27 protein-coding genes are annotated in these 25,036 nt (G+C 75.0%); 12 read left to right on the top strand and 15 right to left on the bottom strand.

Annotated elements, in window-relative coordinates:
- From GPA02_RS14580 to GPA02_RS14545, 8 genes are all read right to left on the bottom strand, one after another.
- Window positions 1-804: a hypothetical protein gene (locus tag GPA02_RS14580; protein WP_156200909.1), complete on the bottom strand. Its 804-nt coding sequence runs from the start codon at window positions 802-804 to the stop codon at window positions 1-3.
- Between the two features lie 32 nt (window positions 805-836).
- Window positions 837-1,748, bottom strand: coding sequence for an aminoglycoside phosphotransferase family protein (locus tag GPA02_RS14575; protein WP_204986629.1), 912 nt, complete (start codon window positions 1,746-1,748; stop codon window positions 837-839).
- Window positions 1,749-1,808: 60 nt separating this feature from the next.
- Entirely contained in the window at window positions 1,809-2,735 is a 927-nt protein-coding gene (locus tag GPA02_RS14570) for a hypothetical protein (RefSeq protein WP_156200907.1), read from the bottom strand.
- Window positions 2,736-2,797: 62 nt separating this feature from the next.
- Window positions 2,798-3,409 carry an HdeD family acid-resistance protein gene (locus GPA02_RS14565; protein WP_156200905.1) on the bottom strand — a complete coding sequence of 204 codons (612 nt, stop codon included), beginning with the start codon at window positions 3,407-3,409 and terminating at the stop codon, window positions 2,798-2,800.
- 232 nt (window positions 3,410-3,641) lie between these two features.
- Window positions 3,642-4,655: a sugar phosphate isomerase/epimerase family protein gene (locus GPA02_RS14560; protein ID WP_156200903.1), complete on the bottom strand. Its 1,014-nt coding sequence runs from the start codon at window positions 4,653-4,655 to the stop codon at window positions 3,642-3,644.
- A gap of 90 nt (window positions 4,656-4,745) precedes the next feature.
- Window positions 4,746-5,846 carry a Gfo/Idh/MocA family protein gene (locus tag GPA02_RS14555; protein ID WP_275689728.1) on the bottom strand — a complete coding sequence of 367 codons (1,101 nt, stop codon included), beginning with the start codon at window positions 5,844-5,846 and terminating at the stop codon, window positions 4,746-4,748.
- The gene (locus tag GPA02_RS14550; RefSeq protein WP_156200901.1) at window positions 5,843-6,943 is read right to left on the bottom strand and encodes a Gfo/Idh/MocA family protein; all 1,101 of its coding nucleotides are present in this window, start codon (window positions 6,941-6,943) and stop codon (window positions 5,843-5,845) included. The genes GPA02_RS14555 and GPA02_RS14550 overlap by 4 nt, the downstream gene beginning before the upstream one ends.
- The gene (locus GPA02_RS14545) at window positions 6,940-7,716 is read right to left on the bottom strand and encodes a sugar phosphate isomerase/epimerase family protein (protein ID WP_240134064.1); all 777 of its coding nucleotides are present in this window, start codon (window positions 7,714-7,716) and stop codon (window positions 6,940-6,942) included. Before GPA02_RS14545 ends, GPA02_RS14550 begins: the two co-directional genes overlap by 4 nt.
- Before the next feature lie 122 nt (window positions 7,717-7,838).
- Here GPA02_RS14545 and GPA02_RS14540 point away from each other — a divergent pair, with 122 nt between their 5' ends.
- The 4 genes from GPA02_RS14540 to GPA02_RS14525 all read left to right on the top strand — a co-directional run bounded on the left by GPA02_RS14540 (window position 7,839) and on the right by GPA02_RS14525 (window position 11,641).
- Window positions 7,839-9,074 carry an ROK family transcriptional regulator gene (locus GPA02_RS14540; RefSeq protein WP_156200897.1) on the top strand — a complete coding sequence of 412 codons (1,236 nt, stop codon included), beginning with the start codon at window positions 7,839-7,841 and terminating at the stop codon, window positions 9,072-9,074.
- Entirely contained in the window at window positions 9,071-10,189 is a 1,119-nt protein-coding gene (locus tag GPA02_RS14535) for a Gfo/Idh/MocA family protein (RefSeq protein WP_156200895.1), read from the top strand. Before GPA02_RS14540 ends, GPA02_RS14535 begins: the two co-directional genes overlap by 4 nt.
- A gap of 3 nt (window positions 10,190-10,192) precedes the next feature.
- Window positions 10,193-10,921 (top strand): ThuA domain-containing protein, encoded by a 729-nt coding sequence (locus GPA02_RS14530; protein ID WP_156200893.1) that lies wholly within the window; start codon window positions 10,193-10,195, stop codon window positions 10,919-10,921.
- A gap of 375 nt (window positions 10,922-11,296) precedes the next feature.
- A complete protein-coding gene (locus GPA02_RS14525) occupies window positions 11,297-11,641 on the top strand; it encodes a YciI family protein (protein WP_156200891.1) in 345 nt (114 codons plus the stop codon).
- A gap of 166 nt (window positions 11,642-11,807) precedes the next feature.
- Here GPA02_RS14525 and GPA02_RS14520 read toward each other — a convergent pair whose 3' ends face one another.
- Both GPA02_RS14520 and GPA02_RS14515 read right to left on the bottom strand, forming a co-directional pair.
- Window positions 11,808-12,458: a maleylpyruvate isomerase N-terminal domain-containing protein gene (locus GPA02_RS14520; protein WP_156200889.1), complete on the bottom strand. Its 651-nt coding sequence runs from the start codon at window positions 12,456-12,458 to the stop codon at window positions 11,808-11,810.
- 53 nt (window positions 12,459-12,511) lie between these two features.
- On the bottom strand, window positions 12,512-13,873 hold the full coding sequence (locus tag GPA02_RS14515) for an FAD-binding oxidoreductase (protein ID WP_156200887.1): 1,362 nt from the start codon (window positions 13,871-13,873) through the stop codon (window positions 12,512-12,514).
- A 47-nt stretch (window positions 13,874-13,920) separates the two neighbouring features.
- Between GPA02_RS14515 and pdxR the strand changes: the two genes are divergently transcribed.
- On the top strand, window positions 13,921-15,333 hold the full coding sequence (gene pdxR, locus GPA02_RS14510; RefSeq protein ID WP_170296855.1) for a MocR-like pyridoxine biosynthesis transcription factor PdxR: 1,413 nt from the start codon (window positions 13,921-13,923) through the stop codon (window positions 15,331-15,333).
- Here the strand turns inward: pdxR and GPA02_RS14505 are convergent.
- Window positions 15,252-16,514, bottom strand: coding sequence for an MFS transporter (locus tag GPA02_RS14505; RefSeq protein ID WP_156200885.1), 1,263 nt, complete (start codon window positions 16,512-16,514; stop codon window positions 15,252-15,254). The genes pdxR and GPA02_RS14505 overlap by 82 nt on opposite strands.
- A gap of 32 nt (window positions 16,515-16,546) precedes the next feature.
- Between GPA02_RS14505 and GPA02_RS14500 the strand changes: the two genes are divergently transcribed.
- From GPA02_RS14500 to GPA02_RS14485, 4 genes are all read left to right on the top strand, one after another.
- Window positions 16,547-16,933 carry a MerR family transcriptional regulator gene (locus GPA02_RS14500; protein WP_156200883.1) on the top strand — a complete coding sequence of 129 codons (387 nt, stop codon included), beginning with the start codon at window positions 16,547-16,549 and terminating at the stop codon, window positions 16,931-16,933.
- A gap of 59 nt (window positions 16,934-16,992) precedes the next feature.
- A complete protein-coding gene (locus GPA02_RS14495; RefSeq protein WP_156200881.1) occupies window positions 16,993-18,000 on the top strand; it encodes a PHP domain-containing protein in 1,008 nt (335 codons plus the stop codon).
- A 71-nt stretch (window positions 18,001-18,071) separates the two neighbouring features.
- Window positions 18,072-18,473 carry a DUF2243 domain-containing protein gene (locus GPA02_RS14490; protein WP_156200879.1) on the top strand — a complete coding sequence of 134 codons (402 nt, stop codon included), beginning with the start codon at window positions 18,072-18,074 and terminating at the stop codon, window positions 18,471-18,473.
- Window positions 18,470-19,243 (top strand): cytochrome c oxidase assembly protein, encoded by a 774-nt coding sequence (locus tag GPA02_RS14485; protein ID WP_204986628.1) that lies wholly within the window; start codon window positions 18,470-18,472, stop codon window positions 19,241-19,243. Before GPA02_RS14490 ends, GPA02_RS14485 begins: the two co-directional genes overlap by 4 nt.
- A gap of 22 nt (window positions 19,244-19,265) precedes the next feature.
- Here GPA02_RS14485 and GPA02_RS14480 read toward each other — a convergent pair whose 3' ends face one another.
- Window positions 19,266-21,602, bottom strand: coding sequence for an AAA family ATPase (locus tag GPA02_RS14480; protein WP_156200875.1), 2,337 nt, complete (start codon window positions 21,600-21,602; stop codon window positions 19,266-19,268).
- Window positions 21,603-21,628: 26 nt separating this feature from the next.
- On the opposite strand from GPA02_RS14480, the gene GPA02_RS18845 reads away from it, so the two are divergent.
- A complete protein-coding gene (locus tag GPA02_RS18845) occupies window positions 21,629-21,979 on the top strand; it encodes a VOC family protein (RefSeq protein WP_162457792.1) in 351 nt (116 codons plus the stop codon).
- Here GPA02_RS18845 and GPA02_RS14470 read toward each other — a convergent pair.
- On the bottom strand, window positions 21,900-22,238 hold the full coding sequence (locus tag GPA02_RS14470; RefSeq protein ID WP_156200871.1) for a winged helix-turn-helix transcriptional regulator: 339 nt from the start codon (window positions 22,236-22,238) through the stop codon (window positions 21,900-21,902). The two genes, GPA02_RS18845 and GPA02_RS14470, sit on opposite strands and share 80 nt — an antisense overlap.
- Before the next feature lie 76 nt (window positions 22,239-22,314).
- Here GPA02_RS14470 and GPA02_RS14465 point away from each other — a divergent pair, with 76 nt between their 5' ends.
- The gene (locus GPA02_RS14465; RefSeq protein ID WP_156200869.1) at window positions 22,315-23,220 is read left to right on the top strand and encodes an imine reductase family protein; all 906 of its coding nucleotides are present in this window, start codon (window positions 22,315-22,317) and stop codon (window positions 23,218-23,220) included.
- Between the two features lie 4 nt (window positions 23,221-23,224).
- Here the strand turns inward: GPA02_RS14465 and GPA02_RS14460 are convergent, their stop codons facing one another.
- Window positions 23,225-23,758 carry a putative immunity protein gene (locus GPA02_RS14460; protein WP_156200867.1) on the bottom strand — a complete coding sequence of 178 codons (534 nt, stop codon included), beginning with the start codon at window positions 23,756-23,758 and terminating at the stop codon, window positions 23,225-23,227.
- A complete protein-coding gene (locus GPA02_RS14455; protein ID WP_156200865.1) occupies window positions 23,755-24,198 on the bottom strand; it encodes a DUF6194 family protein in 444 nt (147 codons plus the stop codon). The genes GPA02_RS14460 and GPA02_RS14455 overlap by 4 nt, the downstream gene beginning before the upstream one ends.
- Before the next feature lie 72 nt (window positions 24,199-24,270).
- On the opposite strand from GPA02_RS14455, the gene GPA02_RS14450 reads away from it, so the two are divergent.
- Window positions 24,271-25,029, top strand: a complete 759-nt coding sequence (locus GPA02_RS14450) for a MerR family transcriptional regulator (RefSeq protein WP_156200863.1) — start codon at window positions 24,271-24,273, stop codon at window positions 25,027-25,029.
- The last annotated feature ends 7 nt before the right edge of the window (window positions 25,030-25,036 follow it).

Here is a 25,036-nt window from a genome sequence, read left to right as displayed (position 1 = left end):
TCAGCCCGCTGCCGGGTCCGGGATCTCGACCGGTCCGCCCCACTGGGTGAACGTGTTCGACGACGTCGCGCTCACGCCCCCGAACTGCCCGGTGCCGACGAAGTAGATGCCGAGGTGGTCCTCGCCGAGCCAGAGCTCGACGTCGGAGAGCGTGACCCCGAGCAGGGTCAGCTGACCCTGCGGCACGAGGTGCCAGCCCGACTCGCGCACCGCGTCGGACGCGGGCACGGCGTCCTCGCCGAGCACCTCCCACGCGGTCTGGTTGAACATCAGCACCATGCCGCGCGGGTCGCCGAACGCCCGGGACAGCTCGAGCACGCTCGCCGCGAACACCTCGTCGGGGTCGGACGAGGTGCTGTCGCCACGCACCCACCGGCCGTCGATCAGCATCCAGCCCTCGTCGCCGCGGATGACGTACTCGACGGCGCCGCGCGCGTGCAGCGCGATCTCCGGGTTCCACGTGAAGTCGACCTCGGTGACGCCGTCGTAGGAGTCGAGCCGGTGCGAGCCGGAGCCGGCCTCGATCATCGCGGCGGCCATGCAGTCGGCGAGCACCTCGCCGTCGACGACGGCGCCCTCCTCGAGCGCGATGCCCTCGCACTCCGGCAGCGTGGTGAGGTCGACCTCGTCACCGTCGGTGGTCTCGCCCGCGCTCGGCTCGGTCGACGGCTCGCCGGTCGGGTCGGTCTGCGTCGCGGCGTCGGTCGGGACATCGTCCGGCGTCTCCACGCCCCGGGTGCAGGCGGAGAGCACGAGCGTAGTGAGAGCGACGAGCGCCAGGGCGGTGAGACGTCGGGTGGTCACCAGAGGGAGTATCCCCAACCGGCGACGTCCCGTCACGTCCGTATCGCGCGCTCCGTGAGCCGCGTCACGCCCTGGCGCGCCGCCACCTCGAGCTCGGGGTGGTCGTCGTTGCTCGCGAGCAGCATCGTCGCGAGGTGGAACGCCCAGCCCTCCGCCCGGGCCCACAGGTGGTCCCGGTCGAGGTCGTGGGCCGCCGCGTGGTCGTAGGCGGTGCGCAGCGCGGCGGCGCCCTCGGCGTCCAGACCCAGCCACGCGACCGCGAGGTCGCAGGCCGGGTCGCCTGCGGTGAGGTCGCCCCAGTCGATGACGGCCGCGAGCGTGTCGCCCTCGACGAGCACGTTGAGCGGGTGCAGGTCGCCGTGCACCCAGAGCCGGGCGTCCGGCGCCTCGGGCGTCTGCTGGACGCCACGCCAGCGGGCGAGCAGCTCGACCCGCCGGGGACCGTCCCACGCCTCGAGCCGCTCGGTCACGCGTGCGACCCGCTCCTCGCCGAGCGCGCCGCCGCGGAACGGGTTGCGCCAGACATCGGCGTCCGCCGGGGTGTGCAGAGCCGCGAGGAACGCACCGAGCGGCGCCCCGAACGGGCCGCGCCGCCCAGCGGGGACCGACGCGAGCGTGCGTCCTGAGACCCAGGGCAGCACCGACCACCACCACGGGTAGCCCGCCGCGGGCTCACCGACGCGCACCGGCGCCGGGACCGGCACCGGGAGCCGCGGTGCCAGCCGCGGCAGCCACGCCTGCTCGTGCTCGACGAGCTCGGCCGCCGCCTGCCGGCGCGGCAGCCGCACCAGCAGGTCCTCGCCGAGCCGCACGAGCGTGTTGTCCCAGCCGTTGGCCAGGATCGCCAGCTCCCGCCCGCCCAGCAGGTCGGGGTGCTGCTCGGCCAGCAGCCGCTCCACCAGCGCGGGCGTGATCTCGACCTCCGCCTGCGGCATCCGTGCCATGTCCGTCCCTCCTCGCCGTCGGGCGGACGACCTTACCGAGAGCCGGGCGACACGAGCCGGTCAGCGTCGTGCGGCCGCCTGCGCCTTGGCGAGCCGCTTGGCGGCCTTCTCGACGGCGGCGGCCGCCGCCAGATCCATCGCCTCGGCCTCGGCGTAGGCGTCCTGGGCCGCCTCGAGGTCGGCGGTCAGCGGCTCGAGACGCTCCTCGAGCGCCGAGACCTGCCGCAGCAGCTCGTCCAGCTCGGCGCGCAGCTGCAGCACCTGGGCCTGCAGCGTGCGCACCTTGTCCTTGCGCGCACGCGCCGACCGGCCGGTCTTCGCGGCCGCGGCCTCGGCGACCGCGAGCTCCGCCTTGGCCTCGGTCACCTCCTTGGCGGCCTTCGCCTTGTTGGAGGCCCGGCGCGCCGAGAGGTCGGTGGGGCCGTCGTCGCGCGGCCGTTCCGTGGCTCCCTCCAGCCCGACCAGCTCCAGCGGCAGCGCCAGCGCGTCGGTGAGGTCGACCTCGTCGAGCCCGGTCGCGGCCAGCGGTCCCAGCAGCACGCCGCTGCGGACGGCGGTCGCGGCCACCTCGTCGGTCATCGCCGCGTGCAGCGTGGCCTGCACCTGCTCGACGACGGCGGGCGTGAGCCGCTGCCCCAGCTCGGCGGCGAGCTCGGCGCCCTCCCGCGCGACGCGGGTGGTGAGCGCGCGCCGCTGCGAGGTCAGCATCCGCAGCGTCGCGGCGTCCATGTCCTCCTGCGCCGCGCGCATCTCCTCGCCGAGGGCGACCAGGTCCCCGATCCGCTCGGGCAGCTGCCGCACCATGAGGTTGACGACCCAGCCGGCCACCGCGGGCTTGCGCAGCGCCTTGACCGCGCTCGCCAGCCCGGGGTCGCCCTCGGCCTTCGCGCGCGCGGCGCGGGCGTTGCGGGCAGCGGTGAACTCCCCGGGCGGCAGCCCGTAGAGGTCGTGCGCGATGCCGGCCAGCGCACGCTCCGCCGTCGTCATCCCTCACGCTCCCCTGCCGCCGCGGCGGGCCCCACGACCCGTCGGCCCCGACGTTACGGCAGTCAGGCGTTCGAGTTGTTGATGAGCCCGTCGTCGGCGAGGTCCTCGACCACCTTGCGCACCAGGAACGCGTTGACCACGAGCGCGATGCCGAACACCAGCGCCGTCACGCCCACCAGCCAGATGAGGGTCGCGGCGCCGTAGCCGGGGTTGATCACCAGCGCGAGGCCGAACAGCACCGCGGCGACGCCCGCGACCAGCGCCCACAGCCAGCCGCGTGCGCCGAGCCGGCGCAGCTCGAAGGCCCCGACGATCCGGATGACGCCGATGACCAGCGCCCAGAACGCGACGAGCAGGGTGAGCGCGACCGCCGTCGTGCTCGGGTAGCGCAGCGCGATGATGCCGACGGCGACGCCCGCGATGCCCTGGAACACCAGCCAGCCCCAGCCCTCCTCGCGGTTGCGCACGCCGCCGACGAGTGCGAGCACGCCGTCGAGCAGGGAGTACACGCCGAAGAACACCATGATCGTCACGAGCGTCGCGCCCGTGAAGAACATCGCGAGCAGGCCGAAGACGATCGCGAGGACGCCCTCGAGGAGGACGAGCCACCACACGGTGGTGGCGAGCCTGCGCACCTCGGGCGGCGCGGCTCCGGGGACGACGGGCGAGGTCATGCGTGCGCTCCGATCGTTGAGACGTCCGGTGACCCGGACGCTACACCGCCGCGGCACCCCGGCGCCCGGGTTCGGCGCCCACGACCGTCCTCGCCGTCGTCCGGGCCCACCCCCGCCACGAGCCGCGAGCTCGTACACCCGTGCCGAGCTCGTACGGTGCACGCTACGAGCTCGGCACGGGCGTACGAGTCGGCGACCGGGCGTCGCGCACCCGGCCGCCGTCGCGACAGGCCTATTGGTTGCTGAAGGCGGCGTCGAAGGACGCCTCGGGCAGGTTCCACAGCAGCGAGCGGATGTACCCGACCGCCTCGGCGGCGCCGTGCAGGCGGTCCATCCCGGCGTCCTCCCACTCGACCGAGATCGGGCCGTCGTAGCCGATCGAGGCGAGCGCGCGGAAGGCGTCCTCCCACGGGATGTCGCCGTGACCGGTCGAGACGAAGTCCCAGCCGCGGCGCGGGTCCCCCCACGGCAGGTGCGAGCCGAGGATGCCCGAGCGGCCCGACGCCGGGCGGATCCGGGTGTCCTTGCAGTCGACGTGGTAGATCCGGTCGGCGAAGTCGGTGATGAACGCGACCGAGTCCACGCCCTGCCACGCCATGTGCGAGGGGTCCCAGTTGAACCCGAACGCCTCGCGGTGGTCGATCGCCTCGAGCGTGCGCACGCTCGTCCAGTGGTCGTAGGCGATCTCGCTGGGGTGCACCTCGTGCGCGAACCGCACGCCCTCGGCGTCGAACACGTCGAGGATCGGGTTCCACCGGTTCGCGAAGTCCTCGTAGCCCTCGTCGATGACCGACTGCGGCACCGGCGGGAACATCGCGACGTAGGGCCAGATCTTCGACCCCGTGAACCCGACGACGACGTCGACGCCCAGCTTGCGCGCGACCCGCGCCGCCCGCTTCATGTCCTCGGCGGCGCGCTGCCGCACGCCCTCGGGGTCGCCGTCGCCCCACACGTAGTCGCGCAGGATCGCCTGGTGGCGGAAGTCGATCGGGTCGTCGCAGACCGCCTGGCCGCCCAGGTGGTGCGAGATCGCCCAGCACTTGAGGCCGTGCCGGTCGAGGATCTCCAGGCGCTCGCGGACGTAGGCGTCGTCCTCGTCGGCGCGCTTGAGGTCGAGGTGGTCGCCGGACGCGGCGATCTCCAGGCCGTCGTAGCCCCACGCCGCCGCCTTCTCGGCGAGCTCCTCGAACGGCATGTCGGCCCACTGGCCGGTGAACAGCGTGACGGGCAGTCGGGACTCGGTCATGTGCTCTCCTTCGAGTGGGCGGAACCGGGTTGAAACCCCTGGAGGGGGCAGAAGTGGGTTGAAACCGTGCGGGGTCGGCGGGACGACGGGCTAGGCGGGTACGTCCACCCAACCATCGGTGGCCGCCGCGCGCAGCACGCTCTCGGTGACGACGGCGGCGCGCAGCCCGTCGGCGAACCGCGGCAGCCCGTCGGGGTCCTCGCCGCGCGCGGCGGCGTAGGAGTCGGCGACGAACGCCGCGAACGCGTCCGGGTAGCCCTGCGGGTGGCCGGACGGCACCACCGAGTAGCGGTTCGCGGCGTCGCTGTTCTGCGCGGCGTCGCGCGGCAGCAGCACGCTGCCCTCGCGCCGGCCGAGCCACAGCGTCTCCGGGTGCTCCTGGTCGAACGCGAGCGACTCGGCGGCCCCCGCGACCTCCAGGTGCAGCCGGTTCTTGCGCCCGGGCGCGACCTGCGAGACCAGCAGCGTGCCGACGGCGCCGCCCGCGGTCTCGACGACGAGCGCGGCGGCGTCCTCGTTGGTGACGCCGCGGTGCTGCGCCCGGTCGGCGACGAACGTGCGGGTCCGGCCTGCGATCCGCACGATCCGGTCGCCGGTGACGAACTCGACGAGGTCGACCAGGTGCGAGCCGATGTCGGCGAAGGCGCGCGAGGCACCCCCGAGGTCGGCGTCGACGCGCCAGTTGTCGTCGTCGGCGGTGAGCAGCCAGTCCTGCAGGTAGCTGGCCGCGACGGTCAGCATGCGGCCGGTGTCGCCGCGCGCCACCCGGTCGCGCGCCTCGCGCACCAGCGGGTGGAACCGGTAGACGAACGGGACGGTCGCGGTGCGGCCCGCGCCCGCCGCCTGCTCGACGAGCGCGGCGGCGTCGGCGACCGTGGTCGCCAGCGGCTTCTCGCAGACGACGTCGCGACCGGAGGCGAGCACCGCGGCCGCCTGCTCGGCGTGCAGCGCGTTGGGCGTGCACACGTGCACGACGTCGATCGACTCGTCCGCGAGCAGGTCCTCGAGCGAGGCGTGGCCACGATCGAACCCCAGCTGCTGCGCCGCCCGGGCAGCGGACTCCGGCGACGACGAGCTGAGCCCGACCAGCCGGGCACCGGCCAGCCGCGCCGATCGCGCGTGCACCTGCGCCATGAAGCCGCCGCCGACGACGCCGACCCCCAGCCCGGCCCCGGGCAGCGCGGCCGTCACAGCGTGGCCTCGGTCGGGTCCCAGGACACCTCCAGCGGCGGCGGCACCACCACCGTGCTGGCCACCTCGACCGGCCGCCGTGCCTCGCCGGCCTCGATGACCGACTGCATGACGTCGAGCACGTGGAACGCCAGGTCGCCCGATGCGCGCTCCGGCACCCCGGCGCGGATCGCCCGCACGAGCTCGACGACGCCGCTGCCACGACCCGCCGCCGAGCCCTCGCTCGGGCGCGTCTCGACGTCGTCGCGGCCCCGCGTGATCACGAGGTCGCCCGCGAACGTGTTCGGGTCGGGCACCGTGAGCGTCGCGTCGTCGCCGGTCACCTCGAACTGGGTGCGCGCGAGCTTGGAGTCGAAGGAGAAGATGCTCTGCGCCGTCGCGCCGCTCTCGAACTCCAGCAGCGTGGCGACGTGCGTGGGCACGTTGACCGGGAAGGTCTGACCCGCGAGCGGGCCGGACCCGATGACCCGCTCGGTCCGGGCGCGCGACGTCACCGCGTGCACCCGGGCGATCGGACCGAAGATCTGCACGAGCGCCGTCAGGTAGTAGGGGCCGATGTCGAACAGCGGGCCGGCTCCGATGTCGAACAGGAACGCCGGGTTCGGGTGCCAGGACTCCGGGCCGGCCGACTGCATGAGCGTCAGCGCGCCGTGCGGCGTGCCGATGCCGCCCTCGCCGATCAGCCGCAGCGCGGACTGGATGCCGGCGCCGAGGAAGGTGTCGGGCGCCGTCGCCACCCGCAGCCCGGCGTCGCGCGCGGCGTCGAGCAGCCGCTGCCCGCTGTCGCGGTCGAGCGCGAACGGCTTCTCGTTCCACACGTGCTTGCCGGCGGCGAGCGCCTGCTGCGCGACCTCGACGTGCACCGACGGCACGGTGAGGTTGACGACCACCTCGATCTCGTCGTCGGCCAGCAGCTCGGCGACCGTGCCCGACCGGGGCACCCCGTAGGCCTGCGCCTGGGTCGCGGCCCGCTCGGTGTCGAGGTCGGCGACGAACCGCACCTCGACGTCGGGGAACGTCGTGAGGTTCTTCAGGTACTGGTTGCTGATGTTGCCCGCGCCGATGATCCCGACGCCCGCGCGCCCGGTCCGGCTCATCGCTCGCCCCCGGTGAGGAAGCGGAAGCTCTCGGCGATCGCCTCGAACCGGTCGGAGCGGCTGTCGTCGAGCTCGACGACGTGCAGCGCGTGCGGCGTCGCGGCGAGGATCTCCCCGATCGGCTGGCTGCCCTGGCCGACGGCGACCTGGTCCTTGTTCTCCTTGGTGCCGGGGCCGTCCTTGACGTGGACCGCGACGACGCGCTCGCCCAGCCGGCGCAGCAGCTCGACGGGGTCGGCGCCGCCGACCGCGGCCCAGTAGGCGTCGACCTGCAGCCCGACCTCGGGCGCGAGCTGGTCGGCGAGCAGCTCCAGCCCGGTGCGGCCGTCGCCGCCCTCGGGGCGAGCCTCGAGCTCGAACGCGTGGTTGTGGTAGCCGACCGCGACGCCGTGCCGCGCCGCGACCGCCGCGGCCGCGTTGAGGCGCGCCGCGGTCTCGGCGACCTGGTCGGCGGTCTGCCAGTTCTCGGCGGCGTGGTGCGGGTCGATCACGGTCGTCACGCCGACCTGGGCGGCGGCCGCGAACAGCGCCTCCTGCTCGCCCTCGTCGGCGGTGATGAAGCTCTGGTGCGTCGTCGGTGCGCGCAGCCCGCTGGCCTGCAGCGCCTCGGCGAGCGCGGGTCCCCAGCTGGTGAAGCCGTAGGGCTCGACGAGCTGGTAGCCGATGTCGGCGATCCGCGCGAGGGTCCCGGTGAGGTCCTCCGCCGCGGCCTCGCGCACCGTGTAGAGCTGGACCGACAGGGCCGAGGGGGCCGCCAGGGGTGAGGTGGGCACACGTGCTCCTTCGTCGTCGTGCCGGCGCGTCCGGCTGAGACCACGGTCACACACTTCTGCGTAACGGTCAATCAGAAGTTCGATCATTGAACAGCAGTAGTGCGGTGTGCTGTACTCAAAAGATGCCGTCTGCCGCCCGCCGTGGACGCGCCGCCGGTCCCGGGCCCGGCGGCGTGCTCGAGCTGCTGCTCGACGGCGAGCCGCGCACCCGCGCCGAGATCGCCGCGCTCACCGGGCTGTCGCGCTCGACGGTCTCCGCCCGCGTCGACGCGCTGCTGCGCGCGGGCGTGCTCGCCCCGGCCGGCTCGGCGGCCTCCTCCGGCGGTCGACCGCCGGCGCGGGTGGCGTTCAACGCGGTCGCCCGGGTCGTCGTCGGCATCGACCTCGGCGCCACCCACGGCACCGTCGCGGTCTGCGACCTCGCCGGCGGCATGCTGGCGGCGGCCACCGTCGACCTCGACATCGCCGACGGCCCCGACCCCGTGCTCGACCTCGTGCTCGACACCGCTCGCGGCCTGCTCGACGGCGTCGGCCGGCCGGTCGCCGACGTCGCCGCCGTCGGGCTCGGCCTGCCGGGACCCGTCGAGCACGCGACCGGTCGCCCCGTGAACCCGCCGATCATGCCCGGCTGGGACCGCGTCGACGTCCCGGCGCTGGTCGCCGCCCGGCTCGCGACCGACGTCCCGGTGCTGGTCGACAACGACGTCAACGTGCTCGCGCTCGGCGAGCACGCGACGTCGTGGCCGGACGCCGACGACCTCGTCTACGTCAAGGTCGCGACCGGCATCGGCGCCGGCATCGTCGCCGGCGGCGTCCTGCAGCGCGGCGCGCGCGGCTCGGCCGGCGACCTGGGTCACGTGGTCGTGCCCTGGCACCCCGGCAGCCCGCGCCCGGCCACCGAGGTGCGCGACCTCGAGGACGTCGCGAGCGGCCCCGCGATCGCCGCTCGGCTGCGCGAGGCGGGGCTCGAGGCCCGCACGGGCGCCGACGTCGCCGCGCTCGCCCGCGCGGGCGAGCGCACCGCGCTGGAGCTGGTGCGCGACGCCGGGCGCGAGATCGGCGCGGTCGTCGCCGGCGTCGTCAACCTGCTCGGACCCTCGGTCGTCGTCATCGGCGGCAGCGTGTCGCGCGCCGGCGAGGAGCTGCTGGCCGGCGTGCGCGAGGTCGTCTACCGGCGGTCGCTGCCGCTGGCCACCGAGCACCTGCAGATCGTGGCGGCGCGCAGCGACGCCAACGCCGGCGCGCTCGGGGCGGCGATCATGGCCGCCCGGCACGCGCTGGCCCCCGAGACCATCGAGTCCTGGATCGACCCCGAGGCCGACCGCGCCGCGGGCACCGAGAGCGAAGGAGCCCCATGACCGCCGCCCCCTCCGGAGCCTCCGAGACCGAGCCGAGACCGCTGCGCGTCGGCGTCGTCGGCCTGGGCTGGGCCGGCCAGCAGCACATGAACCGCTACGCCGAGCGCCCCGACGTCGAGCTCGTCGGCATCGCCGGCCTGGAGGACGAGCGCCGCGCCGAGCTCGCCGAGCGCTACGGGGTGCAGGTCGCGGTGGCCGACTGGCAGGACCTGCTCGCGCAGGGCGAGCTCGACGCCGTCAGCGTCGCGACACCGACGTTCCTGCACGCGCCGGTCGCGATCGCGGCGCTCGAGGCGGGTGCGCACGTGCTGACCGAGAAGCCGATGGCCCGCACCAGCGCCGAGGCCGACGCGATGGTCGCCGCCGCGCGTGCGGCCGGCCGGGTGCTGCAGGTCGCCTTCAACTACCGCTACCGCGGAGACATCTCCGCGCTGCGCGAGCAGGTCGAGGCCGGCACCCTGGGCCGCGTCTACCACGCGCGCGCCTGGTGGCTGCGGCGCGCGGGCATCCCGACGCTCGGCTCGTGGTTCACCAACCGCGAGATGGCCGGCGGCGGCCCGCTCATCGACCTCGGCGTGCACGTGCTCGACGCGACCCTGCAGCTCATGGGACGCCCGAGCGTCGAGGCGGTCAGCGCCGTCACGCACGCCGAGCTGGGGCCGCGCGGGCTCGGCGGCGCCGCCACCGAGAAGTCGGGCGTCGGCTCGGCGTACGAGGTCGAGGACCTCGCGGTCGTGCTGCTGCGGATGTCGAACGGGGCCTCGCTCGCGCTGGAGTCCTCGTGGGCGACCCACCGCCCCAGCGGCGACGAGCTCGCGATCACCCTCTACGGCACCGACGCCGGTGCGGAGCTCAAGGTCGTCGACTACGCGCCCCAGACCGTGGTGCGCATCCACGGCGCGGCGCCGGACGGCGTCGACGACGTCGAGCTGCCCGAGCGGCCCGGCACCGGGCACGCGGGCGTCGTCGACGACTTCGTGGCCACGGTCGCCGACCCGGCGACCTGGCCCGAGCACGACGGCGCCCCGGCCGCGGAGCTGACCCGCGTGATCGAGGCCTGCTACCTCTCCGCCACGCGCGGGACCGAGATCCGACTCGACGAGCTGAAGGGCTGACCTGTGACGACCCGAGTCCTGGTGTGGAACGAGAACTGGCACGAGCAGACGCAGCCGGAGATCGCCGCGCTCTACCCCGCCGGCATCCACGGCGCGATCGCCGGCGGGCTGGTCGAGCTGCTGGGCGACGAGGTCGAGGTGGGCACCGCCACCCTCGACGACGCCGAGCACGGCCTGACCGAGGAGGTGCTCGCCCGCACCGACGTGCTGCTGTGGTGGGGGCACATGAAGCACGACGAGGTCTCCGACGAGGTCGTGGCGCGCGTGCAGCGCCACGTGCTCGGCGGGATGGGCCTCATCGTGCTGCACTCCGGCCACTACTCGAAGATCTTCAAGGCGCTCATGGGCACCACCTGCGGGCTGTCGTGGCGCAACGAGGGCGAGCGGGAGATCGTGTGGACGATCGACCCGACGCACCCGATCGCCGTCGGGGTGGAGCAGCCGTTCGTCATCGAGGCGCAGGAGATGTACGGCGAGCACTTCGACGTGCCACCGCCCGACGAGCTGGTGTTCGCGTCCTGGTTCGCCGGCGGCGAGCTGTTCCGCTCCGGCATGACGTTCCGGCGTGGCCGCGGCAAGGTCTTCTACTTCTCCCCCGGCGACCAGGAGTACCCGGTGTACTTCCACCCGCAGGTGCGCCGCGTGCTCGCCAACGCGGTGCGGTGGGCGGTCCCGGTCCCCGGCGAGCGCGCCGCCCGCGAGGCCCCCAACCAGCCCCGCACCTACGCCTGACCCCCACCCCACTTTCACCGCACTTTGCAACACCACGCGGTTTCACCGCACTTTGGAACATCACGCGGATTCACCGCACTCTGGAACACCTGCTATCGGCGCACTTCTTGACGCGGTGCCCAGGCGTGATGCCGTGGCGGTGTTGCACAGTGCGGTGTAAGAGGGCCGTGTTGCAAAGTGCGGTGAAAGTGGGCCGTGTTGCAAAGTGCGGTGAAACCAGGGGTGGTGGTGCCAGGGTGGGCGGAGCGTGGTCGGGGCTTCCGCGTGTGGTTCGACTCGTCGTCTCGCGTCCGTCGAGCCCCTTGCCCTGCGTTTGTCGAGTTCCGGCGGTGGTCGGCGTCACCACGGTGTCCGACACCCACGAAGGAGAGCACGATGCCGAAGTACCTGCTGCTGATCACCACCGACACGACGGTCCCGGCGAGCGAGGAGGACCACCAGGGCGCGCCCGACGTCGAGGCGTGGGCGCAGCGCCTGATCGACGCCGGCCGCTACGTCACCGGTGACCCGCTGGTGCCGGCCGCGCAGGCGCAGACCGTGCGCGTGCGCGGCGGCAAGATCCACCGCACCGACGGCCCGTTCACCGAGGCGGGCGAGGTGATCGCCGGGCTCGACGTCATCGAGGCCGACTCGCTCGCCGACGCCATCGAGGTCGCCGCCGGGCACCCGATGGCCTGGACCCACGCCGTCGAGGTGCGGGAGTTCACGCAGCTGCCCTGACCGCGCCGCGCGACCTCTGTGGACAGCATGGAGACGACGTTCGAGGCCTTGTCGCACCAGCTGCGGCTCGACGTCCTCGACCGGCTCCGGCGTGGCCCCAGCTCCGCGACCGTCCTGCTCGCGGAGCTGGGGGTCGGCCAGCCCCGGGTCGCCCGGCCCGCCCGCGTCAGAAGGCCGAGATCGGGCCGCCCCGCTCGGCCCGCGACAGCGCGCGTACGAGTGCGGGCTGGTCGTGCCGCCTCGACGCCAGCGCGAGCAGCAGCCGCGTCACCGGCTCGACGGCGGCGTCGGCGAAACGCGGCGTCGGCAGCCCCACGCTGACCGCGAGGTCGTCGGCGTGCACGACGATCTCCATGAGGCGCACCACGAGGAAGTCCTCGGTGGGGATGGCGACCTGCTGCCAGGGCACGAACGTCAGCGGACCGGCGCTCGCGAGCGCCGCCGGGAGCCGCGCGGCCGCGGAGTCCAGCGCCTCGACCGAGTCCCGCGCACCCGCCCGACCCATCGCGTTGAACTCGTCCCGGATCGAGATGTTGGCCTCGTGGCCGACGGGCGCGTCCAGCCAGTCCCAGGAGGCTGCGTAGGCCAGCAGCGACGGCCGCGGCGCCTCGGCCGGCACGGGGATCCCGAGGAAGTCCACCGCCGTCTCGGGCTGGCTGACCAGGTGGCGGGTGAGGCCGCCGACCGTCATCCCGGGCAGCGCCGACTCCTGCGACCAGGCGGCCGCCACCTCGGGCGCGCGCACGAGCGGGCCGATCTCGTCGACGGCGTCGAGCACCGTGCCGTGGTCGAGCGTGCCGACGAAGGTCAGGTCCATGACGTCACGCTAGGACCGCGCACCGACCCCGTGCTGGGAACCGGCCGGTCACCTCACATGACGTCGGCGCCGTCGCGTACCCGTGACGGCGTGATGTTGGCGTTGAGGCGGAACACGTTGTCGGGGTCGTAGGCGTCCTTGACGGCGGTGAGCCGCTGGAGCTTCGCGGGCGGGTAGGCGCGCCGCACGCCCGCCGCGTCGACGTCGCCGAGCGCGTTGACGTAGACGCCCGCCGCGAACGGCTCGACGGCGGCCGCGCACCGCCGCGCGACGGCCATCCGCTCGGCGTCCTCGGCCGGGTCCTCCCACCGGGCGCCCGCGATGTACTCGAACCTGCTGTCGCGGTGGCTGAACGGTGTCTCGTCCTCGCCGACGTCGGAGATCGCACCGCCGTAGGCCTGCAGGCTCCAGCTCGGGAGCAGCTCGGTCTGCCCGCCACGGCCGAGCATCGCGTCGATCGCGGCGTCGCTCAGGTCCGGCAGCAGGTGGCCCTTCCAGTAGCGCCGGTACTCGTGCCCGCCGACGGTGTCGTCGCGCGTCTGCAGCGCGAGGTAGGACAGCTCCTCGGTGCGCTCGGCCAGCGGGGTGCCCAGCGCCCCGAACGTCTGCCGCAGGCGGTACCCGCCGGCCGGGTCGCCGACCCACACGAAGCCGAGGGTGACGACGTCGCCGGCCGCGAACGCGGTGAACGTCGCCTGCCGGGGCGCCGTCGCGCTCAGGTCGCGCCAGGCGCGCATCGCCCCCGCGGCCTGCTCGACCGGCAGGTCGAGCTCGACCGACAGCGCCCGGGTGCCGACGGGGTGCAGCCGGAACTCGAACTCGGTGACGACCCCGAAGTTGCCGCCGCCGCCGCGCAGCCCCCAGTAGAGGTCGGGGTGCTCGTCGCGGCTCGCGCGCACGACCTCGCCCGAGGCGGTGACCACCTCGTAGGAGATGACGTTGTCGCAGGCCAGCCCGTGCTGACGGGCGAGCCAGCCCATGCCGCCGCCCAGCGTGAGCCCGCCGACGCCGGTGTGCGAGACGTTGCCGGCGGTCGTCGCGAGCCCGTGCTGCTGCGCGGCGACGTCGAGCGCACCCAGCAGCGCTCCTCCCTGCACCCAGGCGACGCGTCGTGCGGGGTCGACGAGCACGCCACCCATCGGCGTGAGGTCGATCATCAGCCCGTCCTCGGGCACGCCGTGCCCTTGCACGCTGTGCCCGCCGCAGCGGACACCGATCTCGAGGTCGAGCTCGCGCGCGGCGCGCACGCTCGCGACGACGTCGGCCACGGTCGTGCAGCGCACGATGAGTCGCGGGCGCCGGTCGATCATCGCGTTCCACACCGTGCGGAGGTCGTCGTAGCGGGGGTCGTCGGGGAAGACGCGCTCGCCGACGATGCCGTCGGTGAGCGCGGTCAGCCGTGCTCGGTCAGCCATGCCGAGGAGACTGACAGCGACTGGTCCGCCGGTTAAGGTCCAGTGGGGTGGGCGGATCTCGGACCGGTTCGGTGATCACCGGAGCGCTGCACCTCGACCTCGACCGCGACCGACCGGTCGCCCTGCACCGCCAGATCGAGACCGCGATCCGCGACGCGATCCGTTCGGGCCGGCTGCCGCTCGGGGCCGCGCTGCCCTCGACGCGCACGCTCTCCGCCGACCTCGGTGTCTCGCGCGGCACCGTCGTCGAGGCGTACCAGCAGCTGACGGCGGAGGGGTACCTGAGCAGCCGCGGCGGCGGCTACACCTACGTCGCGGCGGGGGCGCGGCCACCGCGCCCGACCCCACGGCCCGCACCCCCGTCGCGGCCACGGATCGACTTCGGCTACGGCCGTGCCGACGTCTCCAGCTTCCCGCGCGCGGCCTGGCTGCGCTCGGTCCGGCGCGTGCTGAACGACGCCCCCGGCGACCGGCTCGGCTACCTCAACGGGCGCGGCTCGCCGGAGCTGCGGGACGCGCTGTCCGGCTACCTCAACCGGGTGCGCGGCACCGACATCGACCCCGACCACATGGTGATCTGCAGCGGCTTCGCGCAGGGCGTCTCGCTCGTGCTGCACGCCGCCGCCGCGCGGGGGGCGCGCCGGCTCGCGGTCGAGGACCCGACGTCGCAGGACGCCGTCCAGGTCGCCCGGGCGCTCGGCCTGCAGGTCGTCGGGATCCCCGTCGGGGAGGACGGCGCCGACGTCGCCGCGCTCGCGGCCTCCGACGCCGACGTGGTCGTGCTGACGCCGTCGCACCAGTGGCCCCTCGGCGCGGTGCTGCCGCCCGAGTCGCGTGCGGCGGTGATCGAGTGGGCGGTGCGTCGCGGTGCGCTCGTCGTCGAGGACGACTACGACGCCGAGTACCGCTACGACCGGGCGCCGATCGGGGCGATGCAGGGGCTGGCGCCGGACCATGTCGTTCACGCGGGCTCGGTGTCGAAGACCCTGGCGCCCGGGCTGCGGCTCGGGTGGCTCGCCGTCCCCCACGACCTGGCGGACGCCGTCGCGGACGCCAAGATCCTCGCCGACCGCGGGTCGTCGTCGATCGAGCAGCTCGCGCTCGCCGACTTCCTGGAGCGCGGCGAGCTCGACCGGCACCTGCGCCGGATGCGCCCGGTGTACCGGCGCCGGCGCGACGTGCTGCTCGCCGCGCTGCGCGAGCGCCTCCCCGACCTCGAGCCGACCGGCGTCTCCGCCGGCATCCACCTCGTGGCGTGGCTCCCGCCCGACCTCGACGAGGAGTCCGTGATCGCCGCTGCCCGCGCCCGCGGCGTCGGCATCGCCGGGCTCCGGCCGCACCGGATGAGCCCCGCCGGGCGCGACGCGCTGATCTTCGGCTACTCCTCGATCGGCGAGCGCGCGATCGCCGAGGGCGTCGCGCTGGTCGCCGAGGCGATCGCCGACGTGCGCGGCCGCTGACGGCGGCTCCGTCGTACCGTCGACACCGCGAGCCCGAGCGCCGCGACGGCGGCGATCCCGGCGGCCGGGACCGGCAGCGCCGCGACGCCGGCCTGGACGACGACGAGGCTCGCCGTCGCTGCGCCGACGGCGATGCCGCCGTTGAAGACGACCGGGATCAGCGCGGCGGCGAGGTCCCGACGGCCGGTGCCCGCCCGTCGCAGGATCTCGGTCTGCGCGAGCGGCGGCAGAGCGCCGCTCGCGACGCCGAGCGCGAGGATCGCGACGAGGCCGAAGCCGGCGTGGCCCGCCCACGCCAGCGCGAGCAGCCCGGCGGCCGTCGCCGCCGCGGACCCGACGAGGGCGACCGTCGTGCGGCCGGAGAGCCGGCCGGCGACCACGATGCCGGCCGCGGACGCGAGCCCGAACGCGAGCAGCAGGGTGCCGACGCCGCCGGGCAGCAGCCCCGCGGCCGGCTCGCCGATCCGGGTGATGAACGTGTAGACGGCGTAGTGACCGACCAGCAGCAGCCCCACCAGGCCGATGACGGCGAGCACCGGGCCCAGCGGCCCCGCGGGCCTGCGCGCGGCGCCGTCGGCGGAGGTCGCGAGCCGTGGCCGGGTCGGCACCAGCGCGCGCACGAGCAGGGCGATGACCACCACGGCGACGGCGAGCAGGACGAACGCCGTCCGCCAGCTCGTCAGGTCCGCGACCAGGCGCGCCGCGGGCGTGCCGACGACCATGCCGAGCGTCGCGCCGCCGAGGACGACCGCGACCGCCGAGCCGAGCTGCTCCTCGGGCACGAGATCGGCGACGTGCGCGTTCGCGGTCGCCCACAGCAGCCCCACCGCCGCCGCCCCGACGAGCCGCGCGCCGAGCGCGATGCCGTAGCTCGGTGCCAGCGCGGTCAGCACCGACGACACCGCCAGCCCCAGCAGCCCCGCGACGACCAGCGCTCGCCTGTCGATGCGGCGCGTGGCGTGCGCGAGCGGCAGGCTCACGACCACGACGGCCAGCGCCCACACCGCCACCAGCTGGCCCGTGAGCGCCTCCGAGACGCCGAGACCGGCGCTCATCGGCAGCAGCAGGGCGGTCGGGAGCATCTCGGCCGTGACCATCACCAGGGTGGCGGCGCCGAGCGTGAGCAGCGCGGGCCACGGCAGGCCGGTGCCGGTCGGGACGGGAGACGTCTGCGTCGTCATGCGCTCGACGCTAGAGTCTGACACTGATGTCAATGTCAAGCACGGCTCTCAAGATCGGCGAGGTCGCCGAGCGCACCGGCGTCGCACCGCGCCTGATCCGGTACTACGAGCAGCAGGGCCTGCTCGCGCCGGACCGCGCCGACAACGGCTACCGCTCCTACCGCGAGGAGCACGTCGAGCGCGTGCAGCGGGTGGCCGGGCTGGTCCGCTCCGGACTGCCGACCCGGCTCGTCAAGGTCCTCCTCGACGCCGAGGACGCCGCCGCGAGCCAGCAGCCGACGTGCCCCCGCGAGGTCGCCGAGATGCTCGCGACCGAGCTCAGCGGTCTCGAGAGCCGGATCGCGTGCCTGTCACGCAGCCGCGACACGATCCGCACGTTCCTCGAGCGCACCCGCAACGGCGTCCTGCTGCCGGGCTGACGTCGGTGTCGGTCCCGGTTGTCCGGGTCCGCAGCGAGCGCCGCTGCCAGGATGGACGGGTGGATCCCGTCGCCGCGCTCCGTCGCATCGCGTTCCTGCTGGAGCGCCAGCTCGCCGAGACCCACCGCATCCGTGCCTACCGCCGCGCCGCCGACACCCTCGAGCGCATCGGCCCGGTCGAGGTCTCCCGGCTCGCCGCCGCGGGCGAGCTGACCTCGCTCGCCGGCATCGGTGCCAAGACGGCGCGCATCGCGCAGGAGGCGCTCGACGGCGGCGTCCCCGCCTACCTCGCCGAGCTCGAGGCGGGCGCGGGTCCGCTCGCCGACGGCGCCGCCGAGGTGCGGTCGTGGATCCGCGGCGACCTGCACACCCACTCGGAGGAGTCCGACGGCGGCTCCCCGATCGAGCACATGGCCGCCGCCGCGATCGAGACCGGCCTGGAGTACATCGCGCTCACCGACCACTCGCCGCGCCTCACCGTCGCCAACGGGCTCTCGCCCGAGCGGCTGCGCGACCAGCTGCGCCGGGTCGCCGCACTCAACGCCGAGCTCGCGCCCTTCCGGGTGCTCACGGGCATCGAGGTCGACATCCTCGACGACGGCTCGCTCGACCAGGAGCCTGAGCTGCTCGACCAGCTCGACGTCGTCGTCGCCTCGGTGCACTCGAAGCTGCGCATGGAGTCCGAGCCGATGACCCGCCGGATGGTGCGGGCGATCGCCAACCCGCGCGTCGACGTGCTGGGGCACTGCACCGGGCGGCGCGTGCTCACCGGCCGCGGCTTCCGCCCGGAGTCGACGTTCGACGCCGAGATCGTGTTCGAGGCGTGCCGCCGCTTCGACGTCGCGGTCGAGATCAACTCCCGCCCGGAGCGGCGTGACCCGCCGACCAGGCTCGTCGAGCTCGCGCTGGAGACCGGCTGCCTGTTCAGCGTCGACACCGACGCCCACGCGCCGGGCCAGCTCGACTTCCTCGACTACGGCTGCGCGCGCGTCGCCGACCTCGGCATCCCGCGCGACCGCATCGTCAACACGATGAGCGCCGACGACCTGCTCGCCTGGACGGCCTGAGGTGTCCGACGGCCCGCGCCCCGAGCCCCGCCGCAAGCGCCTGGTCCGCGGCGCTCGTCGGCGTCGGCGCCATGGCCGCCGTCGACGAGATCGTGTTCCACCAGCTGCTCGCGTGGCACCACTTCTACGACCGCGGCACGCCGCAGCTCGCGCTGCTCTCCGACGGCCTGCTGCACGCCGCCCAGCTCGTCGCGCTCGTCGCCGGCGGGTTCCTGCTCGCCGACCTGCACCGCCGCCGCGCGCTCGTGCGCCGGTCCGCGTGGGGCGGCCTTCTGCTCGGCGCGGGTGGCTTCCAGCTCTTCGACGGTCTCGTCAACCACAAGGTGCTGCGGGTCCACCAGGTCCGCTACGACGTCGAGCTGCTGCCCTACGACCTGGGATGGAACCTCGCCGCGGTGCTGCTGCTGGTGGCGGGCGCCGCGCTCGTGCTGACCGCCCGCCGTCGCCACCTCGACGGCGAGGGGTCCGGGTGACCTGGTGGGCGCCGGCACTCGTGGTCGGCGGGCTGCTCGCCGGCTACGGCACCGCGCTGCGGCGCCGTCCCGCCGGGCTGCCGGCGTGGCCGGTCGCGCGCACCGTCGCGTGGCTGCTGGGCGCGCTCGCGGTCGTGGTGGCGCTCAGCCCGCCGCTGGCCGGGCTCGTGCACGACGACCACCGCGCCCACATGGCTCAGCACCTGCTGCTCGCGATGTACGCGCCGCTCGCGCTGGTGCTGGCGGCGCCCGTCGAGCTCGTGCTCTCCGCCCTGCCTCGGGTGGGTGCGCGACGGTTTGCCCGCGTGCTGCGGTCGCCGGTGGTACGCGTGCTCGCGCACCCGGTCACGGCGGCGCTGCTCGACGTCGGTGGCCTGTTCGTGCTCTACCTGACGCCGCTGCTCGAGGCCACCGCGACCCGGCCGTGGCTGCACGCGCTGGTGCTCGCGCACATGCTGCTCGCCGGGTGCCTGTTCACGTGGGCGGTCCTCGGCCAGGGGCCGGGCCCGCGGCGGCCGCGGCTCGCGGTCCGGCTCGCCGTGCTCGTCGCCGCGGCCGGTGCGCACGCCTACCTCGCCACCCTGCTCTACGCGCGCGCCGAGATCCACGCCCACCACGACGCCCACGCCGCGACCATGCAGCAGGCCGCGCTGTGGATGTACTACGGCGGCGACGTCGCCGAGATCCTCCTCGCGGTCGCGCTGCTCGCCGCCTGGTACCGCCGCGGCGCCCGACGGCGTCCCGCACCGGCGGCCGCCGTCGCCACCTGACCTCGTGCTCGGTGGGCGGTCCTCACGCGGGGACGCGGTCGCCGACCCAGGCGAGGAACTCCTCGGCCGTGTAGACCGGGGTGCCGAGCTCGAGCGCGCGGCGGGCCTTGCCGCTCTGGGTGCCGGCCTCGGCGACGACGAGGGCGTCGCAGCGGGTCTTCGTGACCGTGCGCACCGGCTGTAGCCCGGCACGCTCGGCGAGGTCGTGGACCTCGTCGCGGTCGAGCGCGCCGCCGTCGGGCAGGTGGATCGTCCCGGTGAAGCACACGCGGGCGCCGGCGAGGAGCACGGCGTCGATCTCGGGGCGTGCGTGCTCGGCCAGCACGTCCTCGTCCAGCACCACGGTCCCGAGCGTGCGCTCGACCGCCCGCAGCCGTCGCACCACCTCGGGCGTCAGCGGGGTCGCGGCCGCCGCCTCGCGCAGCTGCGCGGCCACGACCGCGCGCGCCGGCCCGGTGTCGGCGTCGTCGGGCAGCGCCGCGTCCGGCTCGGCGCCCAGCAGCGCCGGGCCGAGCCGGCGGCTGAGCTCCAGGTAGGCGCTCAGCATCGGCAGCTCGGTCGTGCTCGGCGCCCTCACGTCGGTGTCGCGGCTCACCAGCATGCCCGCGTCGGGCAGCTCCTCGGCCCGCTCGAACGCGGTCGCGGCGGCGCCGGTCGTGCCCTCGGCGAGCGCGAGCGCCGAGCGCGCACGCTGCAGCGCCGTCCGGCCCTGCACCGGGCCGCGGCACTCGACGCCGAGCGGTAGCGGCACCACGTGCCCGAGCCGCTTGAGCTCGTGGTCCAGCAGCCCGATGGTGCGGTCGACGTCGGGCCCCACCGGCGTCCAGCCCTCCAGCAGCGGCGCGAGCACGGCCCACGCCTGCGCGAGCGTCGGCGCGAGCAGCACGTCGTCGACCCCGATGCCGTACGCGCCGCGCGCGTCGGCGAGGTCGCGCTGCGGGTTGACGAGCGTGCTCACCGCGGAGCCGTCGTCGAAGGCCACCGCCAGCTCGACCGGCCGCGGCCGCGACCGCATGCCCTCCTCCCCGACGGTGAGCAGCCCGATCGCGCAGCGCCGCTGCCCCACCCGGGCACCGGTGGTCTCGCGCAGGAACCGCACCACCCGCCGGTCGGTCTTCATGTCCTTGGGCAGCACCGGGCGCCGCAGCACAAGCCCGTCCAGCGAGGTGCAGCGGCTCAGCGCCACGTACAGCTGGCCGAAGTCGAAGGTGCCGCCGCGCAGGTCGACGACCAGCCGGTCGATCGTCTGCCCCTGGCTCTTGTGGATCGTGATCGCCCACGCGAGCGTGAACGGCAGCTGCGTGTAGGTACCGACCACCTCGCGGCGCAGCGTCCCCTGCCGCACCACCGGGCGCGTGACGTCCCACGTGTGGTGCCCGACGGCGACCGCCCGCCCGTTCTGCAGCCGCACCCGGGCCTCGGCCTCGTCCGGGTCCCACCCCGTGACGGTGCCGAGCGTGCCGTTCGCCCACCGGTCCGAGGGGTCGTTGCTCACGAGCATCACCTGGGCGCCGACCTTGAACCGCAGCAGGTCGGGCACCGGCGGCTCGAACCCCTCGAGGTCCCCGCTGGCCCACGCGTGGTGGACGATCTCGGGCTCCTCGATCGCCGCCAGCCGCGCGGTGTTGCGCGCCTGCACCATCCGGTTGGTGGGCGCGACGGTCAGCCACATCTCGCCGTCGGGCGGCTCGAAGTCGGGCTCGACGCGGGCGTCGAGGTCGTGCCGCGCCGAGCTCAGCAGGGTGCCCTCGCGGATCGCGTTGAGGGTCGCCGTCAGCCGGTCGTCGCCCTGCTGCCGGAACACCGTCGTCAGCGAGACGGTCGGGAACTCCTCCGGCCGGTAGCAGTCCGCGGAGAAGAAGTACGGCGTCGGGTAGGTCTCCAGCACGTGGCCGGCCTCGCCGGGCGGCACCACGGGCGGCAGCTGGAACAGGTCGCCCACCAGCACCACCTGCACGCCGCCGAAGGGCTCGCCGCGGCGCGGCCCGTACCGCGCCAGCGCGGCCTCGACGGCGTCGAGCAGGTCCGCCCGCACCATCGACGCCTCGTCGATGACGAGCGTCTCCAGCCCGGCGATCGTCTCGGCGAACCGGCCCGGGTGGTACCGCCCGGTGCGGACGTCGGCGAGCGCGGTGTCGGGCCGGAACCCGAACAGCCGGTGCAGCGTGTAGCCGTCGACGTTCAGCGCCGCGATCCCGGTCGGCGCCGCGACCACCACCTGTCGGCGGGTCTCGGCGACGAACCGCCGCACCAGCGTCGACTTGCCCGTGCCGGCCCGGCCGGTGAGGAAGAGGTTGCTGCCGCCGTGCAACAGGTCGAGGGCGCGGGAGAGCTCGGCGGTCTCCTGCGCGTGCGCCATGCCTCTCACCTCCGGACGGGCCCCACATCATCCTGGACCCTGGTGCTGCCTCGACCCACCCGCCCGGGGCCGGCTCTCAGCTGGGCCTCCGGTTCGTCGACGACGACGCCCCGCCGCAGGCCCGCCACCCGATGCACCTGCACCTGACCAGCGCCAGCCCGTCCGACCAGCAGGAGATCGTCGCTCGAGCGCTCGATCTCGGTGCCGGCCACCTCGACGTCGGGCAGCAGCCCGACGAGGCCCACGTCGCGCTCGTCGAGCCTGGCGGCTACGAGCCCTGTGTGATCGAGCCGGAGGTCAGCCGCCTGTTACCTCGGCGAGCGCGCCCGCGCCGTAGGCGTCGCCCCACTCCGCCAGCGGGTCGAGCAGGGCGTTGAGCTGCTCGCCCAGCGGCGTCAGCGCGTAGTCGACCCGCAGCGGGAAGCCCTCGTGCGCCGTCCGGCTCACCAGGCCGTCCCGCTCCAGCTCGCGCAGCTGGTCGGTGAGCACCTTCTCGGTGATGCCGCCGACGCCGCGGCGCAGCTCGGCGAACCGGTGGTCGCCCTCGTCGAGCCGCCACAGGATCGACGGCTTCCACTTCGAGCCGATCAAGCCGATGACGACGTTGACACCGCACTCCTGCGCGTCCCTGCTCATGGGGCTCACCTCCGGGTCGGTACCCACATGATTGTGCGTACTGGTGCGACATCGGCACCGGACCCAGCATGGACGCATGACCGCTACCACCACCACGGTCGCCGTGCTCGGGCTGGGCCCGATGGGTGTCGCGCTCGCCCGCGCGCTCGCCGCCGGGGGCAGCCGGGTCCGCGTCTGGAACCGCACCCCGCGCACCCTCGCCGAGCACGGGCTCGCCGACGTCGAGCGCGACGGCTCGCCCGCGCCGATCGAGCTCGCCGACGACCCCGCGGCCGCCGTCGCCGGCGCCGACCTCGTCGTCGTCTGCGTGCGCGACCACACCGCCAGCCGCGCGCTGCTCGAGACCGTCGCGCCGCACCTCGACGGCGCGGTGCTCGTCAACGTCTCCACGGGCTCGCCCGACCAGGCGACCCGGTCCGCGCGGCACGCCGAGGCGCTCGGCGTGCGCTACGTGACCGGCGCCGTCATGGTCCCCACCCCGATGGTCGGCACCGACGACTGCCTCGTCCTCTACGCGGGCGAGGAGGACGACGTCACGGTCGCGACCGCCGCGCTGACGCCGCTCGGCGGCACCGCCGACGTCGTCGGCAGCGATCACGCGGTGCCGCCCGTGCTCGACCTGGCGATGCTCGACATCTACTTCGCCGGCATGTACGCGTTCATGCACGCGGCCGCCCTCGTCGGCCGGCAGGGCGTCACACCGGCGCGCTTCCTGCCCTACGCCCAGGCGATCACCGAGACGCTCAACGGCTCGCTCCCGGGGCTCGCGGCGTCGGCGACCGAGCGGACCTACCGCACCGGCGACGCCCGCCTCGGCATGTGCCTGGCGTTCCAGGAGCACATCCTCACAGCCAGCGAGGAGGCCGGGGTGCCGAGCGAGCTGCCCGCCCTCATGCGCGACGCCTCCCGCCGGGCGGAGCGGGCCCACGGGTCCGGCATCGACTGGGACGTCGTCGCCGAGGAGCTGCTCGGCCCGCGATGACGCGTCACGGGGCCGCGACCCGCGCCTGCAGCTCGCGCACCACCTCCCCGAGCGCGCCCGAGGCGAGCAGCCCGGGCCCCAGCGGGCCGCTGGTGTGCGTGCCGACCGCGGGCAGCGCCCGCAGCGCGCGTCGGGTCGGCCCGGTCAGCTGCGCGAGCTGCCAGGCGATCTCGGTCGCGGCGGCGTCGGGCCGGTCCGGCTCGGCGAGCGCGCGTGCCCGCACGGCGTATCCGGCGGCACCGAGGGCGTGGGCGCCCATGTGCGCCACCGCCGCTGCCTGCGCCGCGGCCCGGGCAGCCGCCCTCCCGGCCGCGGTGCGTGCGGCGTGCGCGGCCCGCCCTGCCTCCAGCCGCCGGCGGATCTCGCCCGCGGCGTCCAGCTCGCCGCGGGCGAACCGCTCGGCGCGCTCGACGGCGTCCCGCACGCGGGGGTCGTCGGCCTCCGCCTCGTAGATCGGCAGCACCCGGGCGGCGCACGCCGCGGCCCAGCCGGCCAGCAGCCGCCGCTCCGGTAGCTCGAGGGTCTGCACCGAGGTCACGAGCGGGCCCGCTCCCGGCGCGCGGCCCGGGCTCGGGTCGCCTCGTGGGCCTCGTGGAGCAGTCGCCGCAGGGTCGCGGCGGTGCGCTCGCCCGGGTTGACGATCGACACCCAGCCCAGCGCCCCGTACGCGGGGTGCGCGGCGATCGCGTCGACCTCGGCCGGGTCCTCGGTGCTCACGACCTCGGCGGCGCGGTCGCGCCCCACGTGGACGTTGACCCGGAACCGGCCCGGCCCGAGCCGGGACGCCTCGTCGCCCGGGTAGTCCTTGGTCGTGATCGTCGCCCAGGGCTGGGTGCGCTCGGGCACGACGCCGTCGGGCGCGTGGTAGAGGAACGTGTCGCCCCACGCGAGCGTCGGCGACCCGTCGCCCTCGGCGGGCTGCACGACGAGGGCGCCGTCGAGCCCGCGGACCGTCTCGATGACCTGCTCGATCTCCATCCCTCTATCGTGAGGTTCACCTCCATGTGTGGATCTGACCGGCCACGATCGGCGAGATCACGGGCGGAGACGATGCCGAACCCTACAGAGCGCCTCACAAGCACCGCCCTCGGTCGGCTGGTCGGTTACTCGCCGCAGCAGGTGCGCGACCTCGAGCGGCTCGGGGTGCTGCCGCCCGCCGCGCGCGACCCCAACGGGTACCGTCGATGGACCAAGGAGCACGTCGTCGTGCTCCGCGCCTACCGGGCGCTCGCGGCCGCCATCGGCCCGGAGCCGGCCCGGCGGCTGCTGCCGGTGCTGCGCACGAGCCCGCTCGCCGAGGCGGCCGGGCAGGTCGACGAGCTGCACGCCTCGCTCGCGCGAGAGCGGGCTCGTGTGGTCGAGGCCCTGCGCGGCCTCGCCGTCGTGGTCGGCGAGCCCGACCTCCCCGCGGTGGAGGGCGATGCGATGACGATCGGCGAGCTCGCGCAGGCGCTCGACGTCCGTCCCTCGGCGCTGCGCCACTGGGAGCGCGCCGGGCTGCTCGCACCACGCCGTGCGGCCGCGGCGCGCCGCTACGACCCGCCCGCGGTCGCGGCGGCCCGCGTCGTCGCGGCGCTGCGGTCCGGCGGCTACCCCGTCCCGACGATCGCCCGCGTGCTCGACGAGCTCGCCCGGCACCGCACGACCCGCGACGCCCAGGACCTCCTCGACGCGCGGCTGTCCGACCTCGCCCGCCGCAGCCTCGCGCTGCTGGAGGCGGCCGCGGCGCTGCACGCGTTCCTGAGCGCTCGTGCGGAGCCCGGCCGTCGGCCCGGGGAGGGGTCGGCGGAACCGCGCCCACCCGCGTAAAGTGCGT

It is taken from the genome of Actinotalea caeni (genome assembly GCF_009733795.1).
GTDB lineage: Bacteria > Actinomycetota > Actinomycetes > Actinomycetales > Beutenbergiaceae > Pseudactinotalea > Pseudactinotalea caeni.
The sequence above is the reverse complement of the archived record's forward strand: the minus strand, read 5'-3'. Positions and strand labels throughout refer to the sequence as shown.

Bases quoted from the DNA above. Each gene is read 5' to 3' on its own strand.
- GPA02_RS14575 (WP_204986629.1), bottom strand. From the start codon at position 1,748: ATGGCACGGATGCCGCAGGCGGAGGTCGAGATCACGCCCGCGCTGGTG.
- GPA02_RS14570 (WP_156200907.1), bottom strand. From the start codon at position 2,735: ATGACGACGGCGGAGCGTGCGCTGGCCGGCATCGCGCACGACCTCTAC.
- GPA02_RS14565 (WP_156200905.1), bottom strand. From the start codon at position 3,409: ATGACCTCGCCCGTCGTCCCCGGAGCCGCGCCGCCCGAGGTGCGCAGG.
- GPA02_RS14560 (WP_156200903.1), bottom strand. From the start codon at position 4,655: ATGACCGAGTCCCGACTGCCCGTCACGCTGTTCACCGGCCAGTGGGCC.
- GPA02_RS14550 (WP_156200901.1), bottom strand. From the start codon at position 6,943: ATGAGCCGGACCGGGCGCGCGGGCGTCGGGATCATCGGCGCGGGCAAC.
- GPA02_RS14540 (WP_156200897.1), top strand. From the start codon at position 7,839: ATGCCGTCTGCCGCCCGCCGTGGACGCGCCGCCGGTCCCGGGCCCGGC.
- GPA02_RS14535 (WP_156200895.1), top strand. From the start codon at position 9,071: ATGACCGCCGCCCCCTCCGGAGCCTCCGAGACCGAGCCGAGACCGCTG.
- GPA02_RS14525 (WP_156200891.1), top strand. From the start codon at position 11,297: ATGCCGAAGTACCTGCTGCTGATCACCACCGACACGACGGTCCCGGCG.
- GPA02_RS14520 (WP_156200889.1), bottom strand. From the start codon at position 12,458: ATGGACCTGACCTTCGTCGGCACGCTCGACCACGGCACGGTGCTCGAC.
- GPA02_RS14515 (WP_156200887.1), bottom strand. From the start codon at position 13,873: ATGGCTGACCGAGCACGGCTGACCGCGCTCACCGACGGCATCGTCGGC.
- GPA02_RS14505 (WP_156200885.1), bottom strand. From the start codon at position 16,514: ATGACGACGCAGACGTCTCCCGTCCCGACCGGCACCGGCCTGCCGTGG.
- GPA02_RS14500 (WP_156200883.1), top strand. From the start codon at position 16,547: ATGTCAAGCACGGCTCTCAAGATCGGCGAGGTCGCCGAGCGCACCGGC.
- GPA02_RS14490 (WP_156200879.1), top strand. From the start codon at position 18,072: ATGGCCGCCGTCGACGAGATCGTGTTCCACCAGCTGCTCGCGTGGCAC.
- GPA02_RS14480 (WP_156200875.1), bottom strand. From the start codon at position 21,602: ATGGCGCACGCGCAGGAGACCGCCGAGCTCTCCCGCGCCCTCGACCTG.
- GPA02_RS14470 (WP_156200871.1), bottom strand. From the start codon at position 22,238: ATGAGCAGGGACGCGCAGGAGTGCGGTGTCAACGTCGTCATCGGCTTG.
- GPA02_RS14465 (WP_156200869.1), top strand. From the start codon at position 22,315: ATGACCGCTACCACCACCACGGTCGCCGTGCTCGGGCTGGGCCCGATG.
- GPA02_RS14455 (WP_156200865.1), bottom strand. From the start codon at position 24,198: ATGGAGATCGAGCAGGTCATCGAGACGGTCCGCGGGCTCGACGGCGCC.
- GPA02_RS14450 (WP_156200863.1), top strand. From the start codon at position 24,271: ATGCCGAACCCTACAGAGCGCCTCACAAGCACCGCCCTCGGTCGGCTG.